Source organism: Pseudomonas sp. PA15(2017) (assembly GCF_001945395.1).
Classification (GTDB): domain Bacteria; phylum Pseudomonadota; class Gammaproteobacteria; order Pseudomonadales; family Pseudomonadaceae; genus Aquipseudomonas.
This window is the reverse complement of sequence record NZ_MSXV01000007.1, coordinates 55,045-74,540: the sequence shown is the minus strand read 5'-3', so window position 1 is coordinate 74,540 and position 19,496 is coordinate 55,045. Positions and strand designations below refer to the sequence as shown.

Genomic DNA, 19,496 nt, shown 5'->3' with positions numbered 1-19,496 from the left:
TGTTCAATCATTCGCCGTGATTACCGCTATCTGTGGAAGCGGACCATGCCCGCGAAAAAATCACGGGCATGGCCCGTTCCCACAGGTGCTGCATTGATGTCCGCTTTTGCAGTCGATTCACCGGATACAAGCTCGCAAAAACCCAAAGCTCGTGAACAGCTTCAAGGCGTCTTCGCTTCGCGCTGCCCGGCAGCCTTGGCGCGCATCTTTTCGCACATCAGGGTCATCTCGTCATACAGCAGCTGCGGGTTCTTCTGCTTCAGCGCCCAGGCCTGACGGCCCTGCTCGTGGGGCAGGATCATGAACTCGCCGTCGGCGACGGCCTTGAAGATGTAGTCGGCGATGAACTCGGCATTGATCGGCGAGCTTTCCAGCAATTTGCCGACCTGGGCCTTCATGGCGGGCGTCGGCCCGCGGAACGAGTCGAGCAGGTTGGTCTGGAAGAACGACGGGCACACCACGTGCACGCCGACTTGCAGCGGCTTGAGCTCGGCCAGCAGGCTTTCCGACAGCGCCACCACCCCGGCCTTGGCGACGTTGTAGTTGCTCATGCCGGGGCCCTGCATCAGCGCCGCCATGGAGGCGATGTTGACGATGCGCCCGCGGCTACGCTCGAGCAACGGCAGGAACGCCTTGCAGCCTTTGACCACGCCCATCAGGTTGATCGACAGCTGCCAGTCCCAATCCTCGAGCGACAGCTCGGCGAAGAAGCCGCCCGAGGCGACGCCGGCGTTGTTGATGATGATGTCGATGCCGCCGAATTTCTCTTCGCAGGCCTGCGCCAGGGCAGTCAGCTGGCTGTAGTCACGCACGTCGCAGCGCAGGGTGAAGCCGTCGCCGCCCGCCTCGCGCACCAGGCGCAGGGTTTCTGCCAGCCCGGCGTCGTTGACGTCCGACAACGCCAGGCGCCAGCCCTCGCGCGCCCAGCGCAGCGCCAATTCGCGCCCCAGACCGGAGCCGGCCCCTGTGATCATCATGCGATTGCTCATGCTCAACCTGCCCTGCTGGCCAATGAAAGACAGCCCGAGTGTAGCGAAGGCGCGGGCAGCGCCCAGCCATCATCAGGTTGTTGAATGGGTGCACCGCGGGGTGGGTATGGCGTCCTGGGTATCGCTTCGCTCAACCCAGGCTACGGTTCTGGGATCACTGCTACGTAGCCCGGGTCGAGCGTAGCGACACCCGGGAGTTCAGAGCGCTACTGAAACAGTCGTGTGCTCAGTTCGTGGCTGGCTTCGAGCAGGATGGGCAGGAAGCGGCTCTCCAGCTCCTGGCGCGACACGCGCCCCACATGGGTGCCGACATTGAGCGCGGCCAGAACCTGGCCGGCAGAATCCTTCAACGGCACGGCGATGGAGCGCAGGCTGACTTCCAGCTCCTGGTCGATGATCACCCAGCCCTGCCGGCGGATTTCCTCGATATTGGCACGCAGGTCTTCGGGGGTGTGCAGGGTGCGGCTGGTTTTCACCTGCAGATCCGCATGGCTCAGGTAGTCGTCCAGCGCGGCATCATCCAGCGCGGCCAGCAGGATACGGCCCATCGAGGTGCAGTAGGCCGGCAAACGGCTGCCCACGCTCAGGTCGACGGAGATCAGCCGCTGCGGCGTCGCCGAGCGCGCGATGTAGAGAATTTCGTCGCCCTCCAGGGTGGCCATCGAACAGGCCTCGTGCAGCTGTTCGCTGAGGCGATCGAGAATCGGCTGTGCGGTGACGGCCATTGGCGTCGAGGACAGATACGCGTGGCCCAAAGTCAGCACCTTGGGCAGCAGCGAGTAGACGCGCCCATCGGTCGTCACGTAGCCGAGCTTCATCAGCGTGTGCAAACAACGACGCACTGCCGCACGGGGGATCTCGGTACGGTGGCTGATCTGGGCGATGGTCAGGTGGCGCTTGCGCTCCTGAAACGCATGGATGACCGCCAGGCCCCGGGCCAGCGAGGTCATGAAATTAGGATCGCCGGTAAAGGCTTCGATACGCTTGGCCGGCGACGCGATGATCGGCGGCGCCATCGAGCTGGGCACGGAACGGGATTCAGGCATGGCACTGTCACTCGTCCAGATGGTATGCGCGATTATCGAACGACGGTTCGATAATCGCAAGACAGCATACAGCTAAAGAGCATGCGCTCGGTCAGGGGCAGGCTGCTAAGAGCACATGGAATGGGCATCAGAAAGCAAACCGCCCTGGGACGGAGTCTCCAGGGCGGCTCGGTTTATCGATGCGAATGCAGCGAGCTTGGGCTGCGACGGCTTACTGCGCGTGGTGGCGGTACAACGCAGGCGGCACACCGGTGCTGTCGACCGGCTCCCAGGGCCCCTGCAGAGTGCCCGCCCAGCTCCAGCCGTCCTGCCAGCGGTAGAAGGTGCGCTCGCGGTAATAGGTATCGCGCTCGGAGTCGATCTGGTAAACGCCCAGCGTGCCGTTCCAGTGGCTGGAGACGCCCGGCGGCGGCGCGAAGCGGGGATGGGATTTGCTCACCGTCGGTGAACCCGTAGGGGCCGAAGGGCCGCCGTCGGGCTTGCCAGGCGCCGGGCTATGCAGGGTACAGCCAGCGAGGCTCAGCAAGGTGGCTGCCAAGGCAGCCGAAATCAGTCTGTTCATGGTGGTGTGCCGTCAGGGCTATCGATGACAAGGCGTTGCACGTCCTGGGTGCTGCTGGCCACCGGTTGCCCCTGGCCGATCCACTCGCCGTTTTTCGCATCGCCGGCGCGCGAAATGCGCGCTACCAGTTGAACCTGGTCGAACGCGGAAAGTTTCAGTTGCGGCATCATCGCATCGCTGTCGGACAAGCTGAGCTGCACTGGCAGGTCAGCCACCGTCAGGCGCTTGGCCGCCAGCGGCATCGGCGGCCCGGAAGCGGCCCGGGCGAAGACGAACACCGCGTCGCCCGGCTGCACCTTGTCGCGCAGCGCCTCGGCCAACTCGACACGCACCTGCAACCCAGCCGTGGCTTGTGGCGGTGCGGCGCTGGCAGCACTTTCGGCCGACGAACCCAGTTCCTGGCGGGCGCGCTCGATACCACCGGCAATCGCCTGCCGAGAGGGGTCGCCAGGGGGCAACACGGCGACCAGTCGCTCCCAGTAGCCAATGGCGTCCGCGAAGCGCTGCTCCTCGTAGGCGGCGATACCCAGCAGGCCCAGGCTGGTCACCTCCTCCGGGTCCGCTTTCAAGGCTTCGCTGGTCAGGGCATCCAGCTGCGGGCTCCACTGCTTGTCAGCAGCAAAATACAGCGCCTGAGCCCACTGGCCGAGCAGCTCCGGCTCGCGCCCGGCAACCTTGACCGCCTGCCCGAAGGCCCTGGCCGCATCCGCCGCGCGTTGCTGGGCCATATAGCTGCGACCGAGGAAATACCAACCCTCGGCGGACTCGGGATTGTTCTGCACGGCCTGCTCCAGGCGCGCGGTCATCTCTTCGATGCTGTGCGGCTCACCGGCGAAGGTACGCGCCTGCTCGACCTGGTCGATGGCGCCCCACTGCATATACAGCGACACGGCCAATACGGGCACCAGCAGCACCGCCAGCAGCGGCACGGCACGGCCGAGGCGACGCGCCTGGCGAGCGTCGCTGCCCTCGGTGTCGGCCAGCAGCTCGCGGGCCGCTTCATCACGGGCTGCCTGCCATTGCGCTGCATTCAGAGTACCGGCCTGATGCTGCTGCTCCAGCTCGCGCAGGCGCTCCTGATAGAGGGTGACGTTCAGGGCGGTGCGATCTTCCTCGGCCTGCACCTTGCGCCCGCGCAGCAGCGGGATGAGCAGGAAACTCACCGCGACCAGGCACAGCAGGCCAGCGGACAACCAGAATTCGATCATGGGGCTTTCTTATCCTCAGACGCCTGTTCGAGCAGGTGTGCCAGACACTGCTGTTCTTCGCGGGTAAGGCCGGTGGCGGCCGGCCCGTCACTCCTGCGACGACGGCGAACGATCACCGCGAGCACGATGAAACCGCCGACCAACAGCGCCGCAGGGCCATACCAGAGCAGCAGCGTGCGGCCGCTGACCGGCGGCTTGTAGAGCACGAAATCACCATAGCGGGCGACCAGGTAATCGATGATCTGCGCATTGCTGTCACCGGCGTCGAGCATGCGGTAGATCTCGGCGCGCAGGTCCATGGCGATCGGCGCATCGGAATCGGCGATGTTCTGGTTCTGGCACTTCGGGCAGCGCAGCTCTTCGGTGAGCTGGCGGTAGCGGGCGCGCTCGGCTTCGCTGGCGAACTCGTAGGTGTCGATGGCCGCCTGAGCGACGCCGCCCAGCGCCAGCAGCAGAACCAGGCCGCTAAGCAGGCGCGTCATTGCCCGGCCTCGTCGACCATCTGCTGGTACAGCGGCGCCAGCTTCTCGCGCCAGATCGCCTCGTCGATCACGCCGACGAACTTGTGGCGAATGATGCCCTTGGCATCGACGAAGAAGGTCTCCGGCGCGCCGTACACGCCGAGATCCAGGCCCAGCGTGCCCTTGGGGTCGCTGATATTGAGCTGGTACGGGTCATGGAATTCGCTCAGCCATTTCTGCGCGGCGGCGTTGTCGTCCTTGTAGTTGACACCATGGATGTTCACGCCCATGGACGCCAGCTTGTTGAGCACCGGGTGCTCGACCTTGCAGGCCACGCACCAGGTGGCCCAGACGTTGACCAACGACGGTTTGCCGAGCAGGTTCTGCTGGGTGATCAGTTGATCGCCCTCCACCGCCGGCAGCGAGAAGGCCGGGAAAGGTTTGTCGATCAGCGCCGATGGCAGTTCGGACGGGTCGAGAAACAGCCCGCGGTAGAGAAACACCGCCACGCCGAGAAAGATCACCAGCGGTAGCAACAAGATCAGACGTCTCATGCGCGTGCCTCCTGCAGGCCCAGCGCGTCACGCACGCGGGCTTTGACTTTCATCCGGTAGCGCTTGTCGGCAGCAGCGAGAAAGCCGCCGAAGCCCATCATCAGGGCGCCCAGCCAGATCCAGCGAACGAAGGGTTTGATATGGATGCGCACCGCCCAGGCGCCCTGCCCCAGCGGCTCACCGAGAGCCACGAACAGGTCACGGGTCAGCCCGGCGTCGATGCCGGCTTCGGTCATCACCGACTGCTGCACGGTGTACAGGCGCTTTTCCGGGTGCAGCACGGCGATCTGCTTTTCGCCATCGAAGATGCGCACCGTGCCGCGGTCGGAAATGAAGTTCGGCCCTTCATGGTGCGCTGCCCCTTCGAACACGAAGCGATAGCCACCCAGTTCCACCGCCTCGCCCGGCGCCATGCGCATGTCTCGCTCGAAGCTGCCGAGGCTGGTGAGGATCACGCCCAGCGCGCACACGGCCAGCCCCAGGTGCGCCAGCTGCATGCCCCAGTAGCTGCGGCCCAGGCTGGCCATGCCTCTGAAAAAGCCCTTGTGGCGGGTCTTGTCCTGGATGTCGCGCAGCCCGGCCAGCGTTACCCAGGCAGCCAGCAGGCAGACGCCGAGCACAGCCCAGTGGAAATCGCCCCATAGCAGGCTGGCCAGCAACGCCAGTGCCACACTGGCGACCAGCACCGGGATGAGCATGCCGATCAGCCAGCGCAGCGGCGTATCCTTCCAGCGCACCAGCACGCCGACCGCGAGCACGGCCATCAGCAGGCCCATCAGCGGCACGAACAGCGCATTGAAATATGGCGGGCCGACCGACAGTTTGGCGCCGCTCAAGGCATCGAGCACCAGCGGATAGAGGGTGCCGAGCAGGATCATCGAGGCGGCCACTACCAGAATCAGGTTGTTGGCCAGCAGCAGGGTTTCCCGCGACCACAGGCCGAAGCCGACCTGGCTGCGCACCACCGGCGCACGCAGGGCGAACAGGGTCAACGAACCGCCGACCACCAGCAGCAGGAAGGCTAGAATGAACACGCCGCGCTCCGGATCGCTGGCGAAGGCATGCACCGAAGTCAGCACACCCGAGCGTACCAGGAAGGTGCCCAGCAGGCTGAGTGAGAACGCGGCGATGGCCAGCAGCACCGTCCAGCTCTTGAACACGCCGCGCTTCTCGGTCACCGCCAGGGAGTGGATCAGCGCCGTGCCGACCAGCCAGGGCATGAACGAGGCGTTCTCCACCGGGTCCCAGAACCACCAGCCGCCCCAGCCCAGCTCGTAATAGGCCCACCAGGAACCCAGGGCGATGCCGATGCCGAGAAAGGCCCAGGCGATGATGGTCCACGGCCGCGACCAGCGCGCCCAGGCGGCGTCCAGCTTACCGCCGAGCAACGCGGCGATGGCGAAGGCGAAGGCCACCGAGAAGCCTACGTAACCCATGTACAGCATCGGCGGGTGAATGATCAGGCCGAAGTCCTGCAACAGCGGATTGAGGTCGCGGCCATCGGCCGGCACGTTCGGCAGCAGGCGGGTGAAGGGGTTGGAGGTGACGATCAGAAACAGCAGGAAGCCGACGCTGATGATGCCCATCACGCCCAGCACACGGGCGAGCATTTCCTCGGGCAACTGCCGCGAGAAGACCGCCACGGCAAAGGTCCAGCCGCCGAGAATCAGGGCCCAGAGCAGCAGCGAGCCTTCGTGAGCGCCCCACACGGCGCTGAACTTGTAGTACCAGGGCAACGCGGTGTTGGAGTTCTGCGCCACGTAGGCCACGGAAAAGTCATCGACCATGAAGGAGTACGTGAGGCAGGCGAAGGCGAACGCCAGAAAGGCGAACTGCCCCCAGGCGGCCGGTTGCGCCAGGCTCATCCACTGGCGGTCGCCGCGCCAGGCGCCGATCAGCGGTAGCGTCGCCTGCACCAGCGCCAGGCACAGGGCCAGAATCATCGCCACGTGGCCGAGTTCGGGAATCATCGCGCGGCCTCCCCGGTTTTCTCGTAATGCTTGTTCATGCCGCTCTGCTCCAGGGCCTGCTTGACCTCCGGTGGCATGTAGTTCTCGTCGTGCTTGGCGAGCACTTCATCGGCTTGCAGCAGGCCGGCGTCATCGACCTTGCCCATGGCGACGATGCCCTGCCCCTCGCGGAACAGATCCGGCAGGATGCCGTGGAAGCGGATGGTCACCCGCGCCGCGCCATCGGTGACCACGAAGTCGGTTTGAAGCGAATCGCTGGAGCGCTTTACCGAGCCCTTCTCCACCAGCCCGCCTGCGCGGATGCGGGTATCGACCGGCGCCTCGCCGTTGGCGATCTGCGTGGGGGTGTAGAACAGGTTGATGTTCTGCTGCAGGGCGCTCAGGGCGAGCGCCACGGCTATACCGACGCCAGCGACGATCGCCAGGACGATAAGCAGACGCTTCTTGCGAACGGCGTTCAACGTGACTCCTCCCGGCGCATACGGCGCGCCTCATCCTGCAAGTAGCGGCGTCTGGCCCGTAGCGGCAGCAGCACGTTGAGCACCAGCACCACCAGGCAGATACCGTAGGCCGACCACACATAGGGGCCGTGGTTGCCCATGGCGAGAAAATCGGCGAATGACGCGAAGCTCATCGTTTGCCCTCCACCAGCGCGCGGATCTCGGTTTTCACCCAACTGCTGCGCGCTTCCCGGCGTAGCACTTCGAGGCGCATGCGCATCAGCAGCACCGCCGCGAAGAAGCAGTAGAAGCCCAGCACCATGATCAGCAGCGGCAGCCACATCTGCACCGGCATCGCCGGTTTTTCGATGACGCTGAAGGTGGCCGGCTGGTGCAGGGTGTTCCACCACTCCACCGAGTACTTGATGATCGGGATGTTGATGACGCCGACCACCGCCAGCACCGCGCAGGCCTTGGCGGCGCTGTCGCGGTTGCTGATCGCCTGGCCGAGGGCAATGACGCCGAAGTACAGGAACAGCAGGATCAGCATCGAGGTCAGGCGCGCATCCCAGATCCAGTAAGTGCCCCAGGTCGGCTTGCCCCATACGGCGCCGGTGATCAGCGCAATGGCGGTCATCCAGGCGCCCACGGGGGCAGCCTGCTGCAGGGCGACGTCGGCCAGTTTCATCTTCCACACCAGGCCGACCACCCCGGCCACCGCCAGCATCACGTAGATCGACTGGGCCAGGAATGCCGCCGGCACATGGATGTAGATGATTCGGAAACTATTGCCCTGCTGGTAGTCAGGCGGCGCGAAGGCCAAGCCCCAGACAGCGCCCACGGCCAGCAGCACGGCAGCGGCAATGGCCAGCCCCGGCAGCCAGCGGCCGCTGATTTCGTAGAACCATTTGGGCGAGCCCAGTTTGTGAAACCATGTCCAGTTCATCAGGTCACTCATCATTCTCCGAGGTAAGGGCCGGCGGCCATCCTCGGTAGCACGTTCAATCATTCGCTGACGCTGATAGTCAGGCCGGCGGCTATGGCGAAGGGTGTCAGGGTTACCGTCAACGCCGCGAGGCTGGCCAGCCAGAGCAGGTGCCCGGCTACCGGCAACCCTTGCAGACTCGCCTGCAAGGCCCCGCTGCCGAGAATCAGCACCGGGATGTACAAAGGCAAAATGAGCAGCGCCAGCAGCAGCCCGCCACGCTTGAGGCCAACCGTAAGCGCGGCGCCGATAGCGCCCAGCAAACTAAGGATGGGCGTGCCAAGCAACAGAGAGGCCAACAGCACTGGCAGGCAACGGCCCGGCAGGCCCAGCATCAATGCCAGCAAGGGCGACAGCAGCACCAGAGCCAGGCCGGAAAACAACCAGTGCGCCGCGACCTTGGCCAACACCAGCACCGGCAAGGGGTGCGAGGAAAGCAGCCATTGCTCCAGGGAGCCGTCTTCGAAGTCGCTGCGAAACAGGCCATCGAGCGAGAGCAGCACTGCCAGCAGCGCCGCGACCCACACCAAACCTGGCGAGAGGCTCTGCAGCAATTGCGTTTGCGGCCCGACGGCCAGCGGGAACAGGGCGATGACGATAGCGAAGAACACCAATGGATTGGCCAGCTCTGCGGGGCGGCGACACAGCAACCGCGCCTCGCGCACGACCAGCAGCATAAACAGGCTATTCATGCGGCATGCTGTCCCAGATCAAGGTCGCGATAGCCGTCCGGAACGCGGCTCAGGGAATGGTGCGTGGTGAGCACGACCAGGCCGCCACTGCGGCAATGCGCGGCCAGGTGGTCTTCGAGCTGGCTCACTGCCTGTTTGTCCAGCGCGGTAAAGGGTTCGTCGAGAATCCACAAAGGCGGGCCGTCCAGATACAGCCGAGCCAGGGCTACGCGGCGTTGCTGGCCGGCGGACAGCGTGTGGCAAGGCACATCTTCGAAACCGCGCAGCCCGACGGCCTGCAGAGCCTGCCAGATCCGTTCACGGCTCGCCGGGCGATGCAGGGCGCACAGCCAGGCGAGGTTTTCTTCGGCGCTGAGCAGCCCCTTTATTCCCGCGGCATGGCCGATCCACAGCAGCTCACTGCTGCGACTGACGAGAGGCTGGCCATTGAGGCGCACGGTGCCGCTGGTGGGCGGCATGAGACCGGCGAGCACGCGCAGCAGGCTGGTCTTGCCGCTGCCGTTGGGCCCGGAAACCTGCAGCATCTGCCCGGCATCCAGGCTGATGTCGAGGTTCTCGAACAGCAGGCGCCAGTCCCGCTCGCAGGACAGCGCAGTTGCTTCGAGAAAGGGACTGCTCACAACGCGGGCACCTGGTTCAAGTCGAGACGATGGCGGCCGCTATACTCTTGCGGACGTTCGGATTGGCCGCGAGTATACATGCCCGCCCTGCTCACCCGCAGCGTGCGTGGGCCCAGAGTATGAGACTTAATGACCGAGATCAGTGGATCGCGTCCTATTGCACCGCCTCCCGCCACCAATAGACCGGCGGTGAGCGCCGCCGACCTGGCTGTGAAGCTGCTCAAGCCACTCGACGGCCTGATGATGGCCGGGGAAAGCGCCGAAGCCGAGGTGGTTGGAACCAAGGAGGTGGCGCAGAACTTCCAGCTCATGCTGCGCCTGAACCTGGATGGCGGTCGCCAGGCGACGGTACAGGCCAGCAGCCCACAGCCACTCGCCCAAGGCACGGCGCTGGCGGTCACGGCGCTCTCCGACAGCCGCCTGGCATTGGCCGTACTGGCCGGTGGCAACAAACCGCTGACCAGCATCGACCTCGAACAATTGCCCGTTGGCACCCTGCTGCAAGGCAAGGTGGTCACCCGCGAGGCGATGCCCGTACAGGTTGCCCAGGCGACCGTTTTCAAAGTGCTGGTCAATCTGCTCAACACCGGGCTGGCCGGCAACACCCTGAGCCTGGAAACCACCCTCGACCTGCCACCCGGCAGCCTGCTCAGCGCCCGGGTGCAGGGTGACCAGTCCCTGGCCTTCCTGCCCCTCAGCGGCCGCCTCGACCAATTGGCACTGCTGCAGCAGCTCGGCAACCAGCAAAGTCGCCAGGGCTCACTGGAGGGGCTGATGGCTGCGCTCAAGGGCATGGGTGGCCAAGGTGGGCTGCCCGATGGCTTGAAAGGCAGCATCGACAAGTTGCTGGCAGGCCTGCCGACCGGCGAGCAGATGAGCAACGGCAAGAGCCTGATGCAGGCGCTGGAAAACAGCGGGCTGTTTCTCGAGAGCAAGCTACTGGCCGGCCAGACTGGCGGCCTGGGCACCGACATGAAGGCCAACCTGCTGCGCCTGGTCAGCCAGTTGCTGCCGCTGCTGCCCGGTGCTGCCCCCCTGGCAGCGGCGACCGCCTCGGCCAGCGCCATGACCCAGGCATTGCCGGCTTTCGCCCGCAACATGCTGGGCAACATTGGCCAGAGCAGCGGCCGCCAGCAGGCGATGAACTTTCCCCTACCCAGCCGCCTGCTGCAATCGATGGATGAAGAGGCAGACCTGGAAGCGCTGCTCAAGCTCGCAGCGGCCGCCATTTCGCGCCTGCAGACGCACCAGTTGTCGAGCCTTTCGCAAAGCCAGGTCGGCCCCGAGGGCCAGCTGTTGACCACCTGGCAGATGGAAGTACCGATGCGCAATCAGCACGAGCTGGTGCCGCTGCAGGTGAAGATTCAACACGAGGAGCCGGCGCCTTCCGCCAAGCAGGATCCCAAGGAAGCGTTATGGCGGATCGACCTGGCGTTCGACCTCGATCCGCTGGGGCCGTTGCAGGTTCAGGCGCAGCTGGCCCAAGGCAGCCTGTCCAGCCAGCTGTGGGCGGAACGCGCCAGCACCGCCGGGCTAATCGACCGCGAGCTGGGCAACCTGCGCGAGCGCCTGGTCGCCGCCGGCCTTACCGTTGGTGAACTCGCCTGCAGCCAGGGCACGCCGCCGCAAGGCCCGAAAACCTCTCTGGAACAACGCTGGGTCGATGAAACCGCATGAGCAGTAAAGCCACACGCCAGGCCATCGCCCTCACCTACGACGGCCAGAATGCCCCCACCCTCAGCGCCAAGGGCGACGACGAGCTGGCCGAAGCCATACTCGCCATTGCCCGCGCCCATGATGTGCCGATCTACGAGAATGCCGAGTTGGTGCGCCTGCTCGCGCGCCTGGAGCTGGGCGAAGCGATCCCCGAGCAGCTGTACCGCTGCATCGCGGAAATCATCGCCTTCGCCTGGTACCTGAAAGGCAAGTTCCCGGCCGGCTTCGACCCACGGGGCAAGCCGAAGGATGAGCCGTTGATGCTCGAAGGGCCCGCTGGCAAGAGTGGCAAGCGTTAGATCGCCGGACGATCGCTCTTGCGGGTATCGCTTCGCTCAACCCGGGCTACGACTCAGGTCGTCTCACACCCTTGGATTAGGAACAGACTTCCACACGTAGCCTGGGTCGGGCAAAGCGATACCCAGGGGCGAGATTGGCAGAAAAAACGAATGCTCAGGAGCGGCGCGCCTGATGTAACTTGGCGACCAGTTCCGCTTCGGCCTTGCTGAGGCCGCAGGACTGGGTGAGGTCGTCGGCGCTGGCGCCCATACCGACCAGGCGGGCGGCCTGGGTGAAGGACAGACTGGTGGGGTCGCGCTGTTCGATCTGGGTCAGCTTGTCAGGCAGCGGCGCCACGGTGCGACGCAGCTCATGGAGCTCTTCGCCCATGCGGATGCTGCCCGTCAGGTAGGTGTCCAGGCGTTTGCCCAGCTCGCGGATGCGCTGGTCACGCTGAGCATCGCGTTCGGCCTGCAGTTGGCTGGCCAGGCGCAAACGCCCGGCGAGCCAGACGCAGGTACCCACCAGCCCGGCACAGACCAGGGCGAGAACGATGAGTGCGGCTTCGAGCACCTCAGATGCTCTCCAGCTCCGACCACTCCTCCTCGGTCATCATCTTGTCCAGCTCGACCAGGATCAGCAGCTCGCCGTTCTTGTTGCACACGCCCTGGATGAACTTGGCCGACTCGTCGTTACCGACGTTCGGAGCGGTTTCCACCTCGGACTGACGCAGGTAAACGACTTCGGCCACGCTGTCGACCAGAATGCCCACCACCTGCTTGTCGGCCTCGATGATGACGATGCGGGTGTTGTCGGTGACGTCCGAGGAGTCCAGGCCGAAACGCTGGCGTGTGTCGATGACGGTGACCACGTTGCCGCGCAGGTTGATGATCCCCAGCACGTAGCTCGGCGCGCCCGGTACCGGGGCGATCTCGGTGTAACGCAGCACTTCCTGCACCTGCATCACGTTGATGCCGTAGGTCTCGTTGTCCAGACGGAAGGTGACCCACTGCAGGATCGGATCTTCAGCGCCTTGTGCAGAGCTTTTCTTCATGGCCTAGCCTCGTCATTGACCGCGCGTCGCGGTGCGCGGGAGTCCCGCTATTCAAGTGATCGCACGCTGTCGCGTACGAACGTTATCAGTGTATCTGCCCGTTGAGCATGCGCTTGGTGGCGCCGCTGGCGATCAGCTCGGCCAACGCGGCGACGTCCAGCAGCGCACACATGTGTTCGATCACGGTTCCCGCTAGCCACGGCCGCTGCGAGCGCTGGCTGCGCCATTTGATTTCGTCCGGGTTGAGGCGGATCGAGCGGCTCACCTGATGCACCGCCAGCCCCCACTCGTAACCCTGTACGGAAATCACGTACTGCAGGCCCTGCTTGAAATCATCCCGATAACGATCGGGCATCACCCAGCGGGCGGTATCGAGCACCTTAAGGTTGCCGGACTGTGATGGCAGTATGCCCAGAAACCAGTCGGGTTGGCCAAACAAAGGTGTCAGATCCTGGCCGGCCAGCGGGTAGATCGACCCCAGGCACACCAGTGGCACCGCCAGGGTCAGCCCGGCCACATCGAACAGCAGGCATTCGAACGGCTCTTCGGCCCAGTCGGGGCGGCCATCGGGCTGGCTGGAGAAGATCTGCGGTGCTGGGCGATGGACGTCGGCGACCGGCTCGACCACCGGCGGCATCGGAATGGGTTCGACGACCACCGGGGCAACCGAATCAGCCATCGGAGGCGCCACTTCCACGACCGGCTCGCTGACCACTTCGGCCACGGCAGGCTGAACCACGGTCAGCGCCGGCGCTTCGGCGCGCGGCGCCAACTGCGCATCACGCACCTGCTCCTCAAGCACGGCAGCCTCGAAATCATCGAGGGCGCTGTCTTCGAGGGTTTGTTCGAGTTCGATGGCGGCATCCTGCAGCAACCCATCGAGGTAGGACTGCAGCGCCAGCTGGGGCCGAGTTGCGGTAGCAGTGGAACGACTCATGAAGGCAACCTGCAGAAGATATCTGTATGAGCTATCGGCCGCTGGGGCGGCAGACTTGAGCCGGTTCGCGCAGAATATTCAGCTGCCACGATCAGGCCACCTGGGAAGCCGGCTGCTGCGCCAGCAAATGTTTGAGCAGCGCGCGGTAGGCGATGGTGCCCCGGCTGTTGCCGTCGAACTGCGACGGCGTCAGCCCTGCCCGGCTGGCGTCACGAAGGCGGGTATCGACCGGAATGTAGGCCTGCCAGAGCTGCTCGGGGTAGGTGTTCTTGAGCAAGCGCAGGGTCGACAGCGAGGCCTGGGTGCGGCGGTCGAACAGCGTCGGCACGATGGTGTACGGCAGCGCCTGCTTGCGCGAGCGATTGATCATGGTCAGGGTGTTGACCATGCGCTCCAGGCCCTTGACCGCCAGGAACTCGGTCTGCACGGGAATCACCAGCTGTTGGCTGGCCGCCAGCGCATTGACCATCAGCACGCCGAGCAACGGCGGGCTGTCGATCACCGCATAGTCGAAGTCCTGCCACAGCTGCGCCAGGCTCTTGGCGATTACCAGACCCAGGCCGCTCTGCCCCGGCGACTGACGCTCCAGAGTGGCCAGCGCGGTGCTCGACGGCAGCAGGGAAATACGTTCGTGGCTGGTGGGCAGCAGCAACTGCTTCGGCAAACCCTCTGGCACGCTGCCCTGATGCTGGAAGAGATCGAAATTGCTGTTTTCCAGGGTGTCCGGGTCGTGTCCGAAATAGCTGGTCATCGAGCCATGGGGGTCGAGATCGACTACCACCACGCGCTTGCCGGCATCGGCCAGCAGACCCGCCAGGGCGATACTGGAAGTGGTCTTACCCACGCCGCCTTTCTGATTCGATACAGCCCACACTCTCATAATCTTCATCCTCCCGGGGACAGGCCAGGCCCGGCCGAGACTAGTTGCCCGCTTCACGGACTGGCGACGGGGAATTGACGGCGCCGTTGGCAGGCGTCGGTGCTGTTGGCCCTGTAGCAGGTTGCGTGCCAGCGCGCTGTAGCGCCGCGTCAGGCTGCGCATTAGCGCTTCCCACACCACTAACACTACGCCGTACATCGAGATTGCGCGAGACCACCAGCACAACACGGCGGTTACGCGCCCTGCCCTCCGCGGTGCCATTGTCGGCCACCGGCTGGAATTCGCCATAACCCACGGCGGCCAAGCGCGAAGGATCGACGCCGTCCATGGCCAGCATGCGCACGATGCTCGCGGCACGCGCCGTAGACAGCTCCCAGTTGGTCGGGTATTGCGCCGTCTTGATCGGCTGGTTGTCGGTGAAGCCCTCGACGTGCACCGGGTTGCCATAAGGCGCCAAGATCTTGGCGATCTTTTCGATGATCTCGAACGCCTCGTCGTTGGGCAGTGCGTCACCGCTGGGAAACAGCAGCCCGGAACTCAGCTCGATCTCGATCCATAGCTCGTTGCCACGCACTTTGAGTTGATCGCTTTGCAGCAGGCCGCCAAAGGCATCGCGGATGCTGTCGGCGATGTTCTGCAGGGTGGACGCCGCGATCTGCTGGGGCGACGCCTCGTCGACCAGCGTACGATCCGGCTCGGTGGTACGCGGGCGCTCGTCGCCGACCGGAATCGGTTTGATCGAGCGATCCGGCTGGTTGAATACGCCGGTCAGGGTTTCCGAGAGAATCTTGTACTTGCCTTCGTTGATCGACGAGATCGAATACATGACCACGAAGAACGCGAACAACAGGGTGATGAAATCGGCATAGGAAACCAGCCAGCGCTCGTGGTTCTCGTGTTCTTCGTGGCGGCGTCGGCGGGCCATGATCAGCTCATGAAGCCTTGCAGCTTCAGCTCGATGGACCGTGGATTTTCGCCCTCACCGATCGACAGGATGCCTTCCAGGAGCATCTCCCGGTACGCAGACTGGCGCAGCGCAATCGATTTGAGCTTGTTACCGATGGGCAGCAACAGCAGGTTGGCGATGGCGACCCCGTAAATGGTAGCAACGAATGCCACGGCAATGCCGCTGCCCAGCAGGCTGGGGTCGGCCAGGTTGCCCATCACGTGGATCAGCCCCATGACCGCACCAATGATGCCGATGGTCGGCGCGTAGCCGCCCATGCACTCGAAGAACTTGGCGGCCTGAATGTCGCGGCTTTCCTGGGTGTAGAGGTCCACTTCGAGAATGCTGCGGATGGCCTCCGGCTCGGCGCCATCGACCAGCAGCTGCAGCCCCTTGCGCGCATAGGGGTCGGGCTCGCCATCGGCGACCGCCTCCAGGCCCAGCAGGCCCTCCTTGCGCGCAGTCGTGCTCCAGTTCACCACACGGTCGATGCCGCCGGGCAGGTCGATCTGCGGCGGCACGAAGATCCAGCGCAGGATGCTCACCGCCCGTTTGAAGACCGCCACGGGCGTCTGCAGCAAGGCCGCTCCCAGGGTTCCGCCGATCACGATCAAGGCCGCCGGGCCGTTGAGCAGTGCCGAGACATGACCGCCTTCCAGGTAGTTGCCGCCAAGGATCGCGACGAACGCCAGAATGACGCCGATCAGGCTCAGCACATCCATCAGAGGCAGGCCTCGACCAGATGGCGACCGATATCATCGAGCGGGTAGACCGCGTCGGCCAGGTTGGCTTTGACGATGGCCATGGGCATGCCGTAGATCACGCAACTGGCTTCATCCTGAGCCCAGACCTGGCTGCCACCCTGCTTGAGCAGGCGCGCGCCCTCGCGGCCGTCGGCGCCCATGCCGGTCAATACCACGGCCAGCACCTTGTCGTTGTAAGACTTGGCCGCGGAACCAAAGGTGATGTCCACGCACGGCTTGTAGTTCAGGCGCTCGTCTCCGGGCAGGATGCGGATGGTGCCGCGGCCGTCGATCATCATCTGCTTGCCGCCCGGCGCCAGAATGGCCAGCCCGGGGCGCAGGATATCGCCGTCCTCGGCTTCCTTGACGTTGATCTTGCAGAGCTTGTCCAGGCGCTCGGCGAAGGCCTTGGTGAAGGCAGCCGGCATGTGCTGGATGAGCACGATGGGCGTCGGAAAGTTGGCCGGCAACTGGGTCAAGACGCGTTGCAGGGCCACCGGGCCACCGGTCGAGGTACCGATCGCCACCAGCTTGTAGGCCTTGCGCTTGGGGGCCGCGCTGGACGAGGCGGCATGCCGCTCGGCCGGCGGATGGCTGACGCTCGGCTGCGGGCGTGCCGCGGGTGCAGGCGTGCTCAGAGGTCGGCCCAGGCTACCGCCGGCAGGCGACGTCAGGGACGCCGTGCCGATCCCCCGGCGGTTGCTGCGCGAGATGCTGTGAACCTTCTCGCACAGCAGTTGCTTGACCTTCTCGGGATTGCGCGAGATGTCTTCGAAGTTCTTTGGCAGAAAGTCCACCGCACCGGCATCCAGGGCGTCCAGGGTGACCCGGGCGCCTTCGTGGGTGAGCGAGGAGAACATCAGAACCGGCGTGGGGCAGCGCTGCATGATGTTGCGCACGGAAGTGATGCCGTCCATGAGCGGCATTTCGTAATCCATGGTGATCACGTCCGGCTTCAGTGCCAGGGCCTGATCGATGGCCTCACGTCCGTTGGTGGCCGTACCGACCACGGTGATGTTGGGGTCCGACGAGAGAATTTCCGAAACCCTGCGGCGGAAAAAACCGGAGTCATCGACTACCAGTACCTTGACAACCATAAACACTCCTAAGCGGCACGACCGTCGCCGTGCCGCGGACGATCAGAGACGCCGTGCGTAGCGCTTGAGCATGCTGGGCACATCGAGGATCAGCGCGATGCGGCCATCACCGGTGATGGTCGCGCCGGACATGCCGGGCGTGCCCTGCAGCATCTTGCCCAGCGGCTTGATCACCACCTCTTCCTGGCCGACCAGTTGGTCGACCACGAAGCCGATGCGCTGGTTACCCACGGTGAGAATCACCACATGCCCTTCGCCCTGCTCTTCATGAGCCGCGCTGCTCACCAGCCAGCGCTTGAGGTAGAACAGCGGCAGCGCCTTGTCGCGCACGATCACCACTTCCTGGCCATCGACCACGTTGGTACGCGACAGATCGAGGTGGAAGATCTCGTTGACGTTGACCAGCGGGAAGGCGAACGCCTGGTTGCCCAGCATCACCATCAGCGTGGGCATGATCGCCAGGGTCAGCGGCACCTTGATGACGATCTTCGAGCCCTGGCCCTTCTGGGAGAACACGTTGACCGTACCGTTGAGCTGGGAAATCTTGGTCTTCACCACGTCCATGCCCACGCCGCGGCCGGACACGTCGGAAATCTCGGTCTTGGTCGAGAAGCCGGGCGCGAAGATCAGGTTGTAACATTCCAGATCGGTCAGGCGATCGGCCGCGTCCTTGTCCAGCAGGCCCTTTTCCACGGCCTTGCTGCGCAGTACGTCGGCATCCATGCCCTTGCCGTCATCGGTGATCATCAGCAGGATGTGGTCGCCTTCCTGCTCGGCGGACAGCACCACTCGCCCGGTACGCGACTTGCCGGCCGCCTCACGCTCGTCCGGGCTTTCCACGCCGTGGTCGACGGCGTTGCGCACCAAGTGCACCAACGGATCGGCCAGAGCCTCGACCAGGTTCTTGTCCAGGTCGGTCTCTTCGCCGACCAGTTCCAGGTTGATTTCCTTCTTGAGCTGGCGGGCCAGGTCGCGAACCAGGCGCGGAAAGCGCCCAAAGACCTTCTTGATCGGCTGCATGCGAGTCTTCATGACCGAGGTCTGCAGATCGGCCGTGACCACGTCGAGGTTCGACACGGCCTTGGACATGGCCTCGTCGCCGCTGTTGAGCCCCAGGCGCACCAGACGGTTACGCACCAGTACCAGCTCGCCGACCATGTTCATGATCTCGTCCAGGCGAGCCGTGTCGACCCGAACGGTGGTTTCCGCCTCGCTGGCCGGCGCGGCAGCCGCCGCAGGCGCTGGTGCCGGTTTGCTGGCTTCCGCCTTGGCGGCGGCAGGCGCGGCCTTGCTGGGCTCTGGTTTGGCTACGGGCGCTGCAGCCGCTTTGGCCGGTTCGGCCTTGGCTGCAGGCGGCGCGGCCTTGGCTGGCTGGGGAGCAGGAGCCGGCTTGGCGGCGGGCGCAGCAGCGGCTGCTGGCGCCACGGCCGGAGCAACGAATTGGCCCTTGCCGTGCAGTTGATCGAGCAGCGCCTCGAATTCGTCGTCGGTGATCTCGTCGCCCGGCGCCGCTGCTGCAACCGGCTCGGCAGCTGGCGCAGCCACCGGTGCAGCAGTTGGCGTGACGGCAGGCGCGGCGAACTGGCCTTTGCCGTGCAGTTGATCGAGCAGCGCCTCGAATTCGTCGTCGGTGATTTCATCGCCCGCCGCCGCGGTGGCAGGTTCGGCAGCCGGGGCTACCGGCGCGCTCGCCGGCGCAGCGAACTGACCCTTGCCATGCAGCTGATCGAGCAACGACTCGAACTCGTCATCGGTGATTTCGTCGGTCGAGGCGCTGGCCGGCGCCGGCGATTCGTCGCCCAGGGCATCGAGCAATTGCTCGAACTCGCTGTCAGAGATATCTGCTAATGACTCGACCGCTGCCGCTACAGGCTCTACCGCGACCGGTTCCGGCTTGGCCGCCGCAGCAGGCTCGGCGCCACCCGGCTCGGCCAGGCGCGCGAGCGCGGCCAGCAGCTCCGGCGAGGCAGGCGTCAGCTCCACACGCTCGCGCACCTCGGCGAACATGCCGTTGACGGCGTCCAGTGCTTCGAGCACGACGTCCATCAACTCGGAATCCACACGACGCTCGCCCTTGCGCAGGATGTCGAACACGTTTTCGGCAATATGGCAGCATTCCACCAGCTCGTTGAGCTGCAGGAAGCCGGCACCACCTTTTACCGTGTGAAAACCTCGGAAAATCGCATTGAGCAGGTTCATATCGTCCGGGCGGCTTTCCAGCTCCACCAACTGCTCGGACAATTGCTCGAGAATTTCGCCGGCCTCTACCAGGAAATCCTGGAGGATTTCTTCATCGGCGCCGAAGCTCATATGACGT

Annotated in this window: 22 protein-coding genes; 2 read left to right on the top strand and 20 right to left on the bottom strand. The window is 64.7% G+C overall.

Features of this window, described 5'->3' with window-relative positions:
- Positions 1 to 161: 161 nt before the first annotated feature.
- From BVH03_RS02500 to ccmA, 12 genes are all read right to left on the bottom strand, one after another.
- Positions 162 to 989, bottom strand: coding sequence for an SDR family oxidoreductase (locus BVH03_RS02500; RefSeq protein WP_075959731.1), 828 nt, complete (start codon positions 987 to 989; stop codon positions 162 to 164).
- Between the two features lie 206 nt (positions 990 to 1,195).
- On the bottom strand, positions 1,196 to 2,035 hold the full coding sequence (locus tag BVH03_RS02495) for an IclR family transcriptional regulator C-terminal domain-containing protein (RefSeq protein ID WP_075959730.1): 840 nt from the start codon (positions 2,033 to 2,035) through the stop codon (positions 1,196 to 1,198).
- A gap of 211 nt (positions 2,036 to 2,246) precedes the next feature.
- Entirely contained in the window at positions 2,247 to 2,597 is a 351-nt protein-coding gene (locus tag BVH03_RS02490) for a hypothetical protein (protein WP_075959729.1), read from the bottom strand.
- The gene (gene ccmI, locus BVH03_RS02485) at positions 2,594 to 3,805 is read right to left on the bottom strand and encodes a c-type cytochrome biogenesis protein CcmI (RefSeq protein ID WP_075959728.1); all 1,212 of its coding nucleotides are present in this window, start codon (positions 3,803 to 3,805) and stop codon (positions 2,594 to 2,596) included. The genes BVH03_RS02490 and ccmI overlap by 4 nt, the downstream gene beginning before the upstream one ends.
- Positions 3,802 to 4,287, bottom strand: a complete 486-nt coding sequence (locus tag BVH03_RS02480) for a cytochrome c-type biogenesis protein (protein ID WP_075959726.1) — start codon at positions 4,285 to 4,287, stop codon at positions 3,802 to 3,804. Before BVH03_RS02480 ends, ccmI begins: the two co-directional genes overlap by 4 nt.
- Complete coding sequence (locus BVH03_RS02475; protein ID WP_013791066.1) at positions 4,284 to 4,820, bottom strand: DsbE family thiol:disulfide interchange protein; 537 nt, start codon at positions 4,818 to 4,820, stop codon at positions 4,284 to 4,286. The genes BVH03_RS02480 and BVH03_RS02475 overlap by 4 nt, the downstream gene beginning before the upstream one ends.
- On the bottom strand, positions 4,817 to 6,790 hold the full coding sequence (locus tag BVH03_RS02470) for a heme lyase CcmF/NrfE family subunit (protein ID WP_075959724.1): 1,974 nt from the start codon (positions 6,788 to 6,790) through the stop codon (positions 4,817 to 4,819). The genes BVH03_RS02475 and BVH03_RS02470 overlap by 4 nt, the downstream gene beginning before the upstream one ends.
- Positions 6,787 to 7,251: a cytochrome c maturation protein CcmE gene (gene ccmE, locus BVH03_RS02465; protein WP_075959723.1), complete on the bottom strand. Its 465-nt coding sequence runs from the start codon at positions 7,249 to 7,251 to the stop codon at positions 6,787 to 6,789. The genes BVH03_RS02470 and ccmE overlap by 4 nt, the downstream gene beginning before the upstream one ends.
- The gene (ccmD, locus tag BVH03_RS02460) at positions 7,248 to 7,424 is read right to left on the bottom strand and encodes a heme exporter protein CcmD (RefSeq protein WP_075959721.1); all 177 of its coding nucleotides are present in this window, start codon (positions 7,422 to 7,424) and stop codon (positions 7,248 to 7,250) included. Before ccmD ends, ccmE begins: the two co-directional genes overlap by 4 nt.
- A complete protein-coding gene (locus BVH03_RS02455; protein WP_177344884.1) occupies positions 7,421 to 8,179 on the bottom strand; it encodes a heme ABC transporter permease in 759 nt (252 codons plus the stop codon). Before BVH03_RS02455 ends, ccmD begins: the two co-directional genes overlap by 4 nt.
- 56 nt (positions 8,180 to 8,235) lie before the next feature.
- Positions 8,236 to 8,907 carry a heme exporter protein CcmB gene (gene ccmB, locus BVH03_RS02450; RefSeq protein ID WP_075959717.1) on the bottom strand — a complete coding sequence of 224 codons (672 nt, stop codon included), beginning with the start codon at positions 8,905 to 8,907 and terminating at the stop codon, positions 8,236 to 8,238.
- The gene (gene ccmA, locus BVH03_RS02445) at positions 8,904 to 9,527 is read right to left on the bottom strand and encodes a cytochrome c biogenesis heme-transporting ATPase CcmA (protein WP_075959716.1); all 624 of its coding nucleotides are present in this window, start codon (positions 9,525 to 9,527) and stop codon (positions 8,904 to 8,906) included. Before ccmA ends, ccmB begins: the two co-directional genes overlap by 4 nt.
- A gap of 129 nt (positions 9,528 to 9,656) precedes the next feature.
- On the opposite strand from ccmA, the gene BVH03_RS02440 reads away from it, so the two are divergent.
- Both BVH03_RS02440 and BVH03_RS02435 read left to right on the top strand, forming a co-directional pair.
- The gene (locus BVH03_RS02440; protein WP_075959714.1) at positions 9,657 to 11,204 is read left to right on the top strand and encodes a flagellar hook-length control protein FliK; all 1,548 of its coding nucleotides are present in this window, start codon (positions 9,657 to 9,659) and stop codon (positions 11,202 to 11,204) included.
- Positions 11,201 to 11,542, top strand: a complete 342-nt coding sequence (locus BVH03_RS02435) for an EscU/YscU/HrcU family type III secretion system export apparatus switch protein (RefSeq protein WP_075959712.1) — start codon at positions 11,201 to 11,203, stop codon at positions 11,540 to 11,542. Before BVH03_RS02440 ends, BVH03_RS02435 begins: the two co-directional genes overlap by 4 nt.
- 154 nt (positions 11,543 to 11,696) lie before the next feature.
- On the opposite strand, the gene BVH03_RS02430 is transcribed toward BVH03_RS02435, so the two are convergent.
- The 8 genes from BVH03_RS02430 to BVH03_RS02395 all read right to left on the bottom strand — a co-directional run bounded on the left by BVH03_RS02430 (position 11,697) and on the right by BVH03_RS02395 (position 19,489).
- Complete coding sequence (locus tag BVH03_RS02430) at positions 11,697 to 12,095, bottom strand: DUF2802 domain-containing protein (RefSeq protein WP_027911376.1); 399 nt, start codon at positions 12,093 to 12,095, stop codon at positions 11,697 to 11,699.
- Between the two features lies 1 nt (position 12,096).
- Positions 12,097 to 12,576: a chemotaxis protein CheW gene (locus tag BVH03_RS02425; RefSeq protein WP_013791056.1), complete on the bottom strand. Its 480-nt coding sequence runs from the start codon at positions 12,574 to 12,576 to the stop codon at positions 12,097 to 12,099.
- An 85-nt stretch (positions 12,577 to 12,661) separates the two neighbouring features.
- On the bottom strand, positions 12,662 to 13,513 hold the full coding sequence (locus BVH03_RS02420; protein WP_075959711.1) for a CheW domain-containing protein: 852 nt from the start codon (positions 13,511 to 13,513) through the stop codon (positions 12,662 to 12,664).
- A gap of 91 nt (positions 13,514 to 13,604) precedes the next feature.
- Positions 13,605 to 14,393: a ParA family protein gene (locus BVH03_RS02415; RefSeq protein WP_075959710.1), complete on the bottom strand. Its 789-nt coding sequence runs from the start codon at positions 14,391 to 14,393 to the stop codon at positions 13,605 to 13,607.
- A gap of 40 nt (positions 14,394 to 14,433) precedes the next feature.
- A complete protein-coding gene (motD, locus tag BVH03_RS02410) occupies positions 14,434 to 15,318 on the bottom strand; it encodes a flagellar motor protein MotD (RefSeq protein ID WP_075959708.1) in 885 nt (294 codons plus the stop codon).
- 2 nt (positions 15,319 to 15,320) lie between these two features.
- Positions 15,321 to 16,061 (bottom strand): flagellar motor protein, encoded by a 741-nt coding sequence (locus tag BVH03_RS02405; RefSeq protein ID WP_075959707.1) that lies wholly within the window; start codon positions 16,059 to 16,061, stop codon positions 15,321 to 15,323.
- A complete protein-coding gene (locus BVH03_RS02400; RefSeq protein ID WP_075959705.1) occupies positions 16,061 to 17,179 on the bottom strand; it encodes a chemotaxis response regulator protein-glutamate methylesterase in 1,119 nt (372 codons plus the stop codon). Before BVH03_RS02400 ends, BVH03_RS02405 begins: the two co-directional genes overlap by 1 nt.
- A 42-nt stretch (positions 17,180 to 17,221) precedes the next feature.
- Entirely contained in the window at positions 17,222 to 19,489 is a 2,268-nt protein-coding gene (locus tag BVH03_RS02395; RefSeq protein ID WP_075959704.1) for a chemotaxis protein CheA, read from the bottom strand.
- Between the last annotated feature and the right edge of the window lie 7 nt (positions 19,490 to 19,496).

What these genes read in the sequence shown, in the direction of transcription:
- BVH03_RS02500 (WP_075959731.1), bottom strand. Translation starts at nt 989, where the DNA reads ATGAGCAATCGCATGATGATCACAGGGGCCGGCTCCGGTCTGGGGCGC.
- BVH03_RS02495 (WP_075959730.1), bottom strand. Translation starts at nt 2,035, where the DNA reads ATGCCTGAATCCCGTTCCGTGCCCAGCTCGATGGCGCCGCCGATCATC.
- BVH03_RS02490 (WP_075959729.1), bottom strand. Translation starts at nt 2,597, where the DNA reads ATGAACAGACTGATTTCGGCTGCCTTGGCAGCCACCTTGCTGAGCCTC.
- ccmI (WP_075959728.1), bottom strand. Translation starts at nt 3,805, where the DNA reads ATGATCGAATTCTGGTTGTCCGCTGGCCTGCTGTGCCTGGTCGCGGTG.
- BVH03_RS02480 (WP_075959726.1), bottom strand. Translation starts at nt 4,287, where the DNA reads ATGACGCGCCTGCTTAGCGGCCTGGTTCTGCTGCTGGCGCTGGGCGGC.
- BVH03_RS02475 (WP_013791066.1), bottom strand. Translation starts at nt 4,820, where the DNA reads ATGAGACGTCTGATCTTGTTGCTACCGCTGGTGATCTTTCTCGGCGTG.
- BVH03_RS02470 (WP_075959724.1), bottom strand. Translation starts at nt 6,790, where the DNA reads ATGATTCCCGAACTCGGCCACGTGGCGATGATTCTGGCCCTGTGCCTG.
- ccmD (WP_075959721.1), bottom strand. Translation starts at nt 7,424, where the DNA reads ATGAGCTTCGCGTCATTCGCCGATTTTCTCGCCATGGGCAACCACGGC.
- ccmB (WP_075959717.1), bottom strand. Translation starts at nt 8,907, where the DNA reads ATGAATAGCCTGTTTATGCTGCTGGTCGTGCGCGAGGCGCGGTTGCTG.
- BVH03_RS02440 (WP_075959714.1), top strand. Translation starts at nt 9,657, where the DNA reads ATGACCGAGATCAGTGGATCGCGTCCTATTGCACCGCCTCCCGCCACC.
- BVH03_RS02435 (WP_075959712.1), top strand. Translation starts at nt 11,201, where the DNA reads ATGAGCAGTAAAGCCACACGCCAGGCCATCGCCCTCACCTACGACGGC.
- BVH03_RS02425 (WP_013791056.1), bottom strand. Translation starts at nt 12,576, where the DNA reads ATGAAGAAAAGCTCTGCACAAGGCGCTGAAGATCCGATCCTGCAGTGG.
- BVH03_RS02420 (WP_075959711.1), bottom strand. Translation starts at nt 13,513, where the DNA reads ATGAGTCGTTCCACTGCTACCGCAACTCGGCCCCAGCTGGCGCTGCAG.
- BVH03_RS02415 (WP_075959710.1), bottom strand. Translation starts at nt 14,393, where the DNA reads ATGAGAGTGTGGGCTGTATCGAATCAGAAAGGCGGCGTGGGTAAGACC.
- motD (WP_075959708.1), bottom strand. Translation starts at nt 15,318, where the DNA reads ATGGCCCGCCGACGCCGCCACGAAGAACACGAGAACCACGAGCGCTGG.
- BVH03_RS02405 (WP_075959707.1), bottom strand. Translation starts at nt 16,061, where the DNA reads ATGGATGTGCTGAGCCTGATCGGCGTCATTCTGGCGTTCGTCGCGATC.
- BVH03_RS02400 (WP_075959705.1), bottom strand. Translation starts at nt 17,179, where the DNA reads ATGGTTGTCAAGGTACTGGTAGTCGATGACTCCGGTTTTTTCCGCCGC.
- BVH03_RS02395 (WP_075959704.1), bottom strand. Translation starts at nt 19,489, where the DNA reads ATGAGCTTCGGCGCCGATGAAGAAATCCTCCAGGATTTCCTGGTAGAG.